This window comes from uncultured Granulicatella sp., assembly GCF_963515615.1.
Lineage (GTDB): Bacteria > Bacillota > Bacilli > Lactobacillales > Aerococcaceae > Granulicatella.
On the sequence record NZ_CAUPZT010000020.1, the window covers coordinates 18,283 to 29,748 of the forward strand.

Consider the following 11,466-nt stretch of genomic DNA (forward strand, 5'->3'; position numbering starts at 1 on the left):
ACGTCTTCTCATGGATGCACAACCTTTTCTAATTTTTAAATTCAGATAAATTTATTATACGATAAGCTAGTAAAAAGCACCAGTATTTTATAATTTCTTGAATAAGAATTTAGCAATAAAAAAGATAGTTCCCATGGTTGAGAACTATCTTTCAGTGGTTAGACACATTTATTTTTTTCTACAATCACTTGACATTCGCTTGTTCCTATTAATGTTTTATTTTCAGGAACTTCAATGCTTTTATCTGTAATAACATAATCAAGATGAGCACCTTTACGAATAATAGAATTCGCCATAATGACACTATTTTTTACAACAGCTCCTTCTTCGATGATAACATCCCTGAAAATAATACTATTTTCAACAGTACCATTAATACAAGAACCATCTCCTAATAAAGAACTTTTAACTTGTGAGGTATCTCCATAACGTGTTGGTACACTATCTTGTACTCTCGTTAAAATATCTGTTCCACTATCAAACACAGCTGTTAATGTCTCAGGTTTTAATAAGTCTTGATTGAAATCAAAATAATCTTTTACCGTATTAATAATTTTAGAATATCCTTTAATTTCATAGGCATAAACATTTAGCGTATCTAGATTTTTAGACACATAGTCTCTTAAAATATCTTCCCAACCAAGAGTCATACCTTTTTTAATAATGGCATTTAATAATTCTTTTGTCATAATATAAATTTTGACTTGTGTAGCACATTTTTCTTTTCCACCGTTAAAATGGTATAAACTTTCATATACTTTATGATCTTTATCAAAAATAATTTGAGACTCTCCGATTTCAGGTTTACGATAATGATAGGCTACAGTAATATCTGATGCTGTATCCACATGGTATTGGAACATCTCTTTAAAATCAATGGTTCCAATAATATTAGCATCTGCTAAAATACAATATTCTTCCGTTAAATTTTCCGTATAAACCATTGTATTCCCCAATGCTTCAATTTTATTTTGAGGAATTCGAGTAGATAAATAATTAGATAATGGCGTTAATAACGTTAACCCTCTATTTTTTCTATTTAAATCCCAATCTTTTCCCCAACCAACATGGTCACGTAAAGATTTATAATTATGGTTGGTCACAATTCCAATATTATCAATATCTGCCTTCACTAGGGAAGATAACATAAAGTCCACTAGACGATATCTCGAAGCTACTGGTAAAGAAGCTAATGTTCTTGAACGGACTAATCCTTGTAAGTCATCTTGTCTATAATTATCTGCAAATAAAATCGCAAAAGCTTTTATCATATTAACATCCTCCCGCTTTCATTGGTTCACTGACAACTTCATTGCGCCCAATTACCGTAATCATATCTTTTCCTAATTCAATTTCTTGATGACCGATAGATACACCAGCTTTAATAACTGCACCTTCTGCAACGATGGAATGATAAACAGATGCACCTTTTTCAATTGTAGCATTTTGCATAATAATACTATCTTTAACGACTGCACCTTCTGCAATAACAACTCCTGAAGATATAATTGAATCTTTTACTTCTCCAAATACTAAAGTACCGTCTGAAATCATAGAAGATTGAACATCTGAATGTTCTCCTAAAAATTGTGGCAAGCGTCCTTCATGACGATAGTATATTCTCCAACTTGTATCATCAATATCAAATGCTTCTCGACTCTTAATTAAGTCCATATTAGCTTCCCATAAACTTTCAATAGTACCAACATCTTTCCAATATCCTTCAAATGGGAAGGCGAAAATCTTTTTATCTTCTTCTAGTAACATTGGAATAATATTTTTCCCAAAATCCTTCTCACTTTCAGGATTTGCTTCATCTCGGATTAAGTACTCACGTAATACTCTCCAATTGAAAATATAAATTCCCATAGAAGCTTTTGTAGATACTGGTTTTTCAGGTTTTTCTAAAAACTCAACAATACGAAGATCTTCATCTGTATTTAAAATTCCAAAGCGATGCGCTTCTTCCATCGGTACATTAATATGAGCAATCGTTAAATCAGCTTCTTTTTCCTTATGGAACTCTAACATTTTATTATAATTCATTTTATAAATATGGTCCCCAGATAAAATCAAGACATAATCAGGCTCATATTGTTCAATATATTTAATATTTTGATAGATGGCGTGAGCTGTTCCTTTATACCATTCTCCCGTTTTCCCTGCGGTATATGGTGGTAAAATCGATAATCCACCATCCATTCTATCTAAGTCCCATGGTTGACCATTTCCCATATAAGAATTTAATTCCAATGGTTTAAATTGTGTTAAAACACCAACTGTTGAAATACCTGAGTTGGCACAATTGGATAATGGGAAATCAATAATACGATACTTTCCACCATACGGTACAGCAGGTTTTGCCATATCTTGTGTTAATACTTGTAAGCGAGTCCCTTGTCCTCCTGCTAATAACATTGCGACCATTTCTTTTTTTCTTGCCATTTGTGTCTCTCCTTATCTAGTTTAATCTATTCTTTCAAGATAGAGTGTTGAAAAAGCTGGTATATTTATTTTTAAAGTAAACGGTAATTCTCCGCATATTTGCTGAACAGTTTTTAAGTTTCGATTTAATACACCTTGCCCACCAAATTTTTTAGCATCTGAATTCAGTGCCATTTTATAATGACGTTCTGTTTCAAAACCAATGTGATAAGAATCCCAATTTTGACCAGAAAAATTCGAAATTACTAATACTTCCTGTTGTTCAGCTTTTCTTGAAAAAGCAAATACATTGTGGGAAGCATCTTCTACGACATGCCATTCGAATCCTGCCCAACCACCATCGTGTTCCCACAATGCTGGACTGACTTTATAAAATTGATTTAATTCTTGTACAAATCGATGAGTACTCTGATGAAGAGGGTAATCTAATAAGAACCAATCTAATTCCCGTTTTTCATCCCATTCTATAAACTGGGGAATTTCACTTCCCATAAATGTTAGCTTTTTACCTGGGTGTCCAAACATATAGCCTAAAAAAGCTTTATAATGCGAAAACTTTTCTTCGTAATTCACAGGCGCTTTATCTAATAAGGATTTTTTCCCATGAACGACTTCATCGTGAGAAATTGGTAATATAAAATTCTCAACAAATGCATAACACATTGAAAAGGTTAATCGATGATGACATCCTTGACGAAAATATGGATCTACCTCAACATAATCTAAACTGTCATTCATCCAACCCATATTCCATTTATAATGAAATCCTAAACCACCTTCATCAATTGGAGCAGTTATTTTTGGATATGCAGTCGCTTCTTCAGCAATCATCATCACTCCTGGATAATGTTGGCGAACATATTGATTCAATGTTTTAAAGAACTCTAACACTTCTAAGTTTTCATTTCCACCATAAATATTTTTTGCAGCTAAATGCTCAGGACGATCATAGTTTAAAAATAACATCGAACTAACTGCATCCACTCTTAGACCATCTAGGTGAAATTCTTCAATCCAGTAACAAGCGCTGGAATATAAGAAGGAGCAAACTTCACCACGACCATAATCAAAAACTCTTGTCCCCCATGACAAATGTTCTTTCTTTCTTTCATCAGAATATTCATAACAACATTGACCATCAAATTCATAAAGACCGAATGCATCTTTTGTAAAATGCCCGGGAACCCAATCTAAAATAACTCCAATACCATTTTGATGTGCCTTATCGATTAAATATTTAAAATCCTCCGGTATTCCATATCTTGAAGTAACTGCAAAATATCCTGTTACTTGATATCCCCAAGATGGATCATAAGGATATTCTGTAATCGGAAGAAGTTCAAGATGTGTATAATGCATCTTCTTTGCATAGGGAATTAAAGTATCTGCTAATTCTCGATAACTATAAAAATCACCATTTTCTTTATTTTTCCAGGAACCTAAATGTACTTCATAAATATTCATTGGTTTTTGATAAGGAACTTCTCTTTGTTTCATCCACTTATCATCATTCCACTCGTAATTTGAGTCTGTATAAACTTTTGAAGCTGTTAATGGACGAGTTTCAGCATGTCTAGCATATGGATCTGCTTTCCAGAGCATCCGACCATCATTTGTTTTGATAACATATTTATAGGCATCATAAGAATGAAGTCCCTCAACAACCCCTTCATAAATCCCTTGATCATTGATTTTATTTAATGGATAAGCTGTTGGATTCCAGTCACAAAAGTCTCCTGAAACATAAACTTCTTCTGCATGAGGTGCCCACACTCGAAAGGTACATTGATTTCCTTCTAAAAAAGATCCCAAATACTCATAGGCACGAAAATTTTTCCCTTCATGGAATAAATATTCTGCTAAAGAATTACTCATACGCACTCCTCCTCTATCCTTCTTCAATCCGTTTTACGAATTTTTACAAGCGTTTACATTTTTTGTTGCATAAAAACCTATAGATTCTTTTTTCCGTTTATTTACAATTTGATTATAACATATCTTTGCCTATTTTCGTATATTTTTTTCAAAAAAATAAAGCGTTTTATTTATTGTCATATTCACTATTCTATCAGACTATTTCTTTTTTCTTCATTTTATACTACAATTGCAGTAATACGAGTTTTTTAGAAAGGAAGATATTTTTGATATTATTTAATCCGATAAAAAATAAATATCCAAAAGGAGCCGTCTCTTCTTCTCAAGAAATTCTTTTTGAAGTATGGATTCATCAAGATTTTTATTTTAGAACACTTTCTCTTACTTTATTGAATGATTTTACACATCAAAAAAATATTTATGTATTACATAAAACGGACATTTTAGAAAGACATTATAGAAAATATACTGTCACCGTTCCAGCATTAGAAACAGGACTTTATTTTTATGATTTTGAAGTTACATTTGATGATTCAATTGGTTACTTGAAAAAACATGAATTTGATGCTGTTCTCACAATGGAAGAACAATCTTACTCTTCTTGGCAATTAACGGTTTATGATGCAGACTTCCAAACTCCAGATTGGATAAAAGGTAGTATTATGTATCAAATTTTCCCAGATCGCTTTAAAAAGAGTCCTCATTATCAAGCAACTGTTGCTGCTAATGAAGAAACAAGAGTTCGTCATGACGACTGGAATGCCATTCCTTATTCTTCTATTACCCATGATAATTATCGAGCACAAGATTTCTTTATGGGAAATCTAAAAGGAATTCATGAAGAATTACCTTACTTTAAGCAACTAAAGATTGATAGTATTTACTTGAATCCAATTGTTGAAAGTCCTGAAAATCATCGCTATTCTACTTCGAATTACTTTAATATAGATCCTTATTTAGGTACGGTGCAAGACTTTAAAGATTTATGTAAAGATTTTAAAGAACAAGATATTCGTATTACATTAGATGGAGTATTTAGCCATACGGGTGCAGATAGTATTTATTTCAACCGTTATGGTCATTATGACAGTGTGGGAGCTTACCAATCTCAAGATTCCCCATACTATCCATGGTTTACGTTTAATGAATTTCCAAATGTGTATCAATCATGGTGGGGATTCACGAATTTACCAACGGTTATTAAAGAAAATAAGGAATATCAAGAATTTATGTTTGATGCTCAAAATGGTGTCATTCCTTATTGGCAACGATTAGGAATTGGTGGATGGCGAATTGATGTAGCAGATGAATTTCCTGATTGTTTCATTGATCAATTAAGAAAGTCTGCTAAACAAGAAGATCCAGATTGCTTCTTATTAGGGGAAGTTTGGGAAGATGCAACAACTAAATTCTCTTACAACACAAGAAGAAGATATTTCTTAGGAAAACAATTTGATAGCGTCATGAATTATCCTTGGAGAGATGCCATTATTCGCTTTGTTAAACATAAAAATGCACATCAATTTTCTCTAGCTCTATTAGAATTACTAGAAAACTATCCAAAACCTGCTTTGGATGTTTTAATGAATTTATTATCTAGTCATGATACAGAAAGAATTTTAACAGTTTTAGCTTTTGAAAATCCTGAGGAATTTCCTGTTGAAAAACGACCAGATTACAAGCTAACGGAGAGTGAATATCAATTAGCAAAAGAAAGATTCTTTAGTGCCTCCTTTATTCAATTTACCCTTCCTGGTGTACCTAGTATTTACTATGGAGATGAAATTGGTATGTATGGCTTTAGAGATCCTTATAATCGTCAAACATTCAAATTTGATGAAAAAGATGATGAAGTTTTAGCATTCTATCAAGAATTAACAAACTTTAGACATCAACACCAAGAAGATTTTAAAGCAGACTGTGATATTATTAAAGTAGCCGATGGCTGTATTGCTTATAAACGTGGCAAACTATTATGTATCATCAATTTAGATCATTCTGCTCATTTTATTGAAAACTATTCAGGAGAAATCCATTACCAAAAAGGAGAATTTTTCCCAACTCCACATGGTATTGTAGTAGGACCAAATAGTTTCGGAGCGATCAAATTAGCTTAATTACCATACAAAAGAGAGTGAATAGAAATACAACTTGTATCCTATTCACTCTCTTATTTTTATCTTATCCGCGAATGAGACTCAATAATGGAATTAACACAATCGGTAAAAACATTGCTGGTAAAAAGTTCATCACCTTAATTTTCGTCAATTCTAATAGATTCAATCCTAATGCAACGAGTAATAAAGAACCCACTGCAGACATTGCATAGACAATCGATTCACTTAAATACGGTGCTACAAATTGAGCGAGAACCATCATTCCACCTTCATACAAAAGAATGGCTAATGCAGATAACATTACTCCTGCTCCTTTTGTCGTCGTCAAAATAATCGAAGCAAATCCATCAATTAAAGCTTTCGTTATTAAAATACCGTGATTATTTCTCAATCCTGCTTCAAGAGACCCCATTACCGCCATTGCTCCAACACAAAAGATTAATACAGCTGACACAAAACCTTCTGCCAATTGATTTTGAGCCCCTTCTTTGGAAAGTTTATCTTGAACCCACTCTGCAAATTTTCGAATATTCTCTTCTAATTGCATCATTTCCCCAAGATATCCTCCCAGTGAAATCGAAACAATTAACAAAATCATATCTTGATCTACTAAAGCTCCTTTTAATCCAATGATAAACGTAATTAATGCAAGACCTTGCATAATATGAGAAGACATCTTTTCAGACATTCCTCGTTTTAAGAATAATCCAATCATTGTACCAATCACAATCGCAATAACATTTATGATTACACCCATTTGTTCAAGCTCCTTCTAGCAATACTGCTACAAGTATACTGCTATTAAACTAGAAAATCCATTAGAATTTAGCAATTCTAATGGATTCCTAATTTACTTTAAAGAATTAAACCCATTCTCCATTTTCATTTACATAGTAGCCATCAGGAGTTTTCGTATTGACTAATAATTCACCTGATGCATCAACATAGTACCATTTTCCATTGACTTCAAACCATTGGTTTTCTTTCATTGCTCCACTTTCTTCTAAATAGAACCATTTCCCATTTAAGAATATCCAATCACTTTCCATCTTACCTGATCCATTATAGTAATACCATTTATTACCAATTTTTTCCCAAGTATTTCTTAAGTATTTTCCTTCAGAATTTACAAAATACCAAGTATTAGATTTTTGATCATGAATCCATTCTGACTTCGCCATGTATCCGCCAGGTTTTACATAGTAATCTCCAACCCATTGATTTTCAACATATTCTCCATTTGAATCAATAAAGAACCAGCTTTGATAAGTCACATTATAAACCCATTGATTACTTACCTTTTGTCCTTCTTCATTCATATAATGTTTGCCATCAAAACCTTTCTTTTGAACAGGTGTTGTTTGAGTTGTATTAGAAGAGGTTGAAGATTGATTATTTGAAGCAACATAAGTATTCGTATTTGTCGTTGCTGCAGCTGTTGTTGTTTCAGCAGGTTGTAGACGATCTAATACTTCTTTCAATGGTGTCACATCGATAAATGAACTTGCTAGTGGTGTCTTTGTTTTAACAGCTTTTTCCATTTTAGCTTCTACATCTTTCATTAATTGGAAGACAGATTTTGCAACTGCAATTGATTTAGCAGTATATTCATCAGCATGTTCTTTTACATAATCATCAGATTTCCCTGTATATTCATCAATTAATTGATTTTGATAATCCATTAATAATGCTTCCATTTTTTCCCAATTTGAACGAATACTCTTACCAAACAATTCTGGATGATCCATTACCATTGTATCAATATTAGTAGCTACCCAATACCAAGAATTAGCATCATATTTGTTTCCTCTAACTTTATAAGCTTCAAATGTATCTTTAATACTGCCAAAATAAGGAACATATGGTGTATTACGAGAGCGACCTAAACTTAACCACATTACTCCACCTAATGATTGTGGTAATTTTTGATTAATTTGATAAACATGTGGATCAATCACATTTTCGTTTCCTGGAGCATAAGCATATTTTCCATAGTTTGGATCTGTCGGATCTGCTTGTTTTCTATAAAAATCTTTCTTCGTATCATAACCTGGAACTTGGTCATCAGGCACCAATTCTCCATTTAATGTTTCAAAACGATTTCTTTGAACATTTAATCCATCAATTACAGTAAAATCCTTTCTTGGGCTATCTTGTAAAAATTCATAACGTTTATCTTGATAAGTTACATTAGAAGATGGATTTAATAACTTAATTCCTGCATACACACGTGAACGGTCTCCATTTTCTAAAGGTGGCGCATAAGTAGCAGCTAAATCAATTTCACCTTTACTTTCATCTCCCACAAATACTCCTGCTTTTTTAGCTGTTTCAATAATCCCTTTTGAAGCAATAATGTTTTCTTTATCATTAATATTTACTTTACCTAGAAAATAAGTGTTTGGGAATACAGAATATTTATCGTCTGGATATTTAAAGGCTACATATTCATGACCTGAATAAATTTCCATATACCATAATTCATTTTTATCGGCAAAAACAATAATATTTCCTTCTGCAGATCCTTTTTCATCAATTTCTTTTGCCAATAATTGAGCTGCTTCTCTAGCTGTTTTTACACGTGGTAAAATTAGATCTGTTACAATTGCTTCAGTAACTCCTGCTTTTACTAGCGGATCAATTTCCGGATATTCAATTTCATTTTCTGGGCCTTCCAAAACTCGTCCATCTGCTGCAACTTTTGGTGCTATACCTCCTACAACTTCACTACGTGGTGTTGCTGTTACTGTAGCAGTCATTGAAACCCCGTGCTCATTAAAGCCATGTTCAGAGAAAATACCTTCGTCTGTATCTCTTGAATCATCCGCTACTACTGTATATTTATATTCATGTTTTAAATGAGGATAAACGTTTCCAGTTGATTTATCCAACAGAACATCTCCTTCTTTATAATCCTTAGCAGGATTTACAAAGAAATTCTTATTATGAGTATGTTGTTGTGTTCCATCTTTGTGTGGATATGGATAGTCTTCCGTACGTCCATACAAGAACGAACCATCTTTTGTTAGTCCTTTACCAATAATAAATGCAGAACAAGCTTCAACAGCTTGTTGAGATAACACAAGTCCAATAAGGACTGTAGATAATAATGTCTTACTAACTTTTTTATTCATAGCTATCCCCTCTTTTTAAAAGAATCTTATATGATTAAAATAATATTTAACCAAATATAGAATACGCTTTCTTTATTGTAAAATCAATACTTTTTATTGATTTATAAGAAATATTATCAACTTTTTATTTCAAAAAAAGAACCGAATTCGGTACAATTCGGTTCTTTTCTGATTACCACTATATGTATATGCTACAAGTAGTTTGGCTATCAGTTTATCGACAAATTATGCATGTGGTTGCTCACTAGCTGACGGTGCAGGTTGTGGTGCAGCTGTTGTATTCGTAGGTGCTACAGTTTCCTCTGCTTTATCATTAACCACTGGTTTTTCAACTTCAGCTGAAGTACTTGCTTCATTAGCAGTTGCTTCTCCTGCTTTTGGAGTTGTACTATTTTCAGTTGTAGCTGTAGTTTTTGATTTTGGAGTTGCTAAATCTTTCTTCACTTCTTCAGATAATTCTTCTCTGAAATCAGAAGTTGGTAGCGAATTATCTTTGTCAGCTTGATCTAAAGCCATTTCAGCAAACTCTTTCATTCCATCAAGTTTACTCATAGATTCTTCATCATCCGGTTTTGCAATTGCTTTATAATATTCCCCAACTCTAATATCTACTTTCTCAGTTGGAGTTTCATGAGCTTTTTTGATTTCTTTTGTAGCAAAAAACGAAGGACTAATCAATGATTCTGTAGAATAAGTATTTTCATAATTTAATTTACTTTTTGAAAATTTTTCAATTAAATCAGAAACTTTCTCTCTTAATTCAAACGGTAATGGTTTATCTTGAACATGTTGAGTAAAGAAGTATAAATATTTCATAGCTTCAACACCAATACGTTTATTCGCATCTTGTAATGCTTGCACGTAATCTCTCACTGCTTCTAAAGCTTTCATATCTTTTGCTTCAATTGCTTTATTTGCCGCAGCTCTTAATTCATCTTTTGTAACATTATAATCAGTTAACTCTAAATCGTTAATCGTACGAATAATACTTTCATGTAATGTATTTAGTGCTTTCTCTTCTTTAGAAAGTTCTGGTGTTGTAACAGTTGATGCTTTTTCAATATATTTTTCATCAAATTGTTTCAACAACTCTAAATATCCTTGAGTTGAATTTCCTTTTTCATCCAAACGTTCTTTGATTTCTCGTAAACTTGTTAGGATACGGCTTAATTCAACTGGTTGAGTTTTATATTTTTCAGATGCTTTATTCGCTAATGCTTCAATTTGATTTTCAACGGCTTTCGTATCTAAGTCTCCAGCAATATATGTTGGTGTAATTTCTTTTAATTTATTTGCAACATATTTTTTAGCCCCTTCAATATTTTGAATTCTTAAAGAGTGACTATGATCTCCATGTGGTACTTCAAATTTATCGCCTAAAATTCGAATATCTTTTACAGAAATTCCCATACGTTTCGCTAAAGAAGCAATTTCTTGTGCAAATCTTAATTCAGGGTCGATGGATTCATCTGAACTTGGAACTTCAAAATTACGTAGTGGAATCGCCCAAGGATGGATATGTGTTTTATCTTGACCTTGTTCCATATTTTGGAAAGCAAATACTTTTCCTACATATTTTCCATCTTTATATGCAGATTCTAATTTAATCGTATCTCTTTCTACTCCATAAGCATAAGTAATATAGTCTAAATATTTTTGAACTTCTGGAGATTTTTCTGTTAAATCTTTTTCATTTGGAATTGTAGAAACAGGATTGTCTGAATTAGCTTCATTTTCGTGGTCATGTTTATCGCCGTCATGATCGTGGTGTTCACCTTCGTGCTCATGTTTGTCGCCCTCATGGTCATGGTGTTCACCTTCGTGGTCATGTTTATCTCCATCATGGTCATGGTGTTCACCTTCGTGGTCATGTTTATCTCCATCATGGTCATGGT

General features: G+C 32.7%; 7 protein-coding genes. 1 reads left to right on the forward strand and 6 read right to left on the reverse strand.

The window, feature by feature from the left end:
• Positions 1–158: 158 nt before the first annotated feature.
• The 3 genes from glgD to glgB are packed head-to-tail and all read right to left on the reverse strand — an operon-like array spanning position 159 to position 4,320.
• Complete coding sequence (gene glgD, locus RYL55_RS04780; RefSeq protein ID WP_314112864.1) at positions 159–1,271, reverse strand: glucose-1-phosphate adenylyltransferase subunit GlgD; 1,113 nt, start codon at positions 1,269–1,271, stop codon at positions 159–161.
• A 1-nt stretch (position 1,272) separates the two neighbouring features.
• On the reverse strand, positions 1,273–2,445 hold the full coding sequence (locus tag RYL55_RS04785) for a glucose-1-phosphate adenylyltransferase (RefSeq protein WP_315007755.1): 1,173 nt from the start codon (positions 2,443–2,445) through the stop codon (positions 1,273–1,275).
• A 21-nt stretch (positions 2,446–2,466) separates the two neighbouring features.
• Positions 2,467–4,320 (reverse strand): 1,4-alpha-glucan branching protein GlgB, encoded by a 1,854-nt coding sequence (gene glgB / locus RYL55_RS04790; protein ID WP_315007757.1) that lies wholly within the window; start codon positions 4,318–4,320, stop codon positions 2,467–2,469.
• A 266-nt stretch (positions 4,321–4,586) separates the two neighbouring features.
• Between glgB and RYL55_RS04795 the strand changes: the two genes are divergently transcribed.
• The gene (locus tag RYL55_RS04795) at positions 4,587–6,437 is read left to right on the forward strand and encodes a glycoside hydrolase family 13 protein (protein ID WP_315007760.1); all 1,851 of its coding nucleotides are present in this window, start codon (positions 4,587–4,589) and stop codon (positions 6,435–6,437) included.
• A gap of 64 nt (positions 6,438–6,501) precedes the next feature.
• On the opposite strand, the gene RYL55_RS04800 is transcribed toward RYL55_RS04795, so the two are convergent.
• The 3 genes from RYL55_RS04800 to RYL55_RS04810 all read right to left on the reverse strand — a co-directional run.
• Positions 6,502–7,194 carry a DUF554 domain-containing protein gene (locus RYL55_RS04800; protein ID WP_314404410.1) on the reverse strand — a complete coding sequence of 231 codons (693 nt, stop codon included), beginning with the start codon at positions 7,192–7,194 and terminating at the stop codon, positions 6,502–6,504.
• A 106-nt stretch (positions 7,195–7,300) separates the two neighbouring features.
• Complete coding sequence (locus RYL55_RS04805) at positions 7,301–9,571, reverse strand: C69 family dipeptidase (protein WP_315007763.1); 2,271 nt, start codon at positions 9,569–9,571, stop codon at positions 7,301–7,303.
• 225 nt (positions 9,572–9,796) lie between these two features.
• A partial coding sequence (locus tag RYL55_RS04810; RefSeq protein WP_315007765.1) for a hypothetical protein occupies positions 9,797–11,466 on the reverse strand: 1,670 nt, incomplete at its 5' end.

Bases quoted from the DNA above. Each gene is read 5' to 3' on its own strand.
- RYL55_RS04800 (WP_314404410.1), bottom strand. From the start codon at position 7,194: ATGGGTGTAATCATAAATGTTATTGCGATTGTGATTGGTACAATGATT.
- RYL55_RS04785 (WP_315007755.1), bottom strand. From the start codon at position 2,445: ATGGCAAGAAAAAAAGAAATGGTCGCAATGTTATTAGCAGGAGGACAA.
- glgD (WP_314112864.1), bottom strand. From the start codon at position 1,271: ATGATAAAAGCTTTTGCGATTTTATTTGCAGATAATTATAGACAAGAT.
- RYL55_RS04805 (WP_315007763.1), bottom strand. From the start codon at position 9,571: ATGAATAAAAAAGTTAGTAAGACATTATTATCTACAGTCCTTATTGGA.
- glgB (WP_315007757.1), bottom strand. From the start codon at position 4,320: ATGAGTAATTCTTTAGCAGAATATTTATTCCATGAAGGGAAAAATTTT.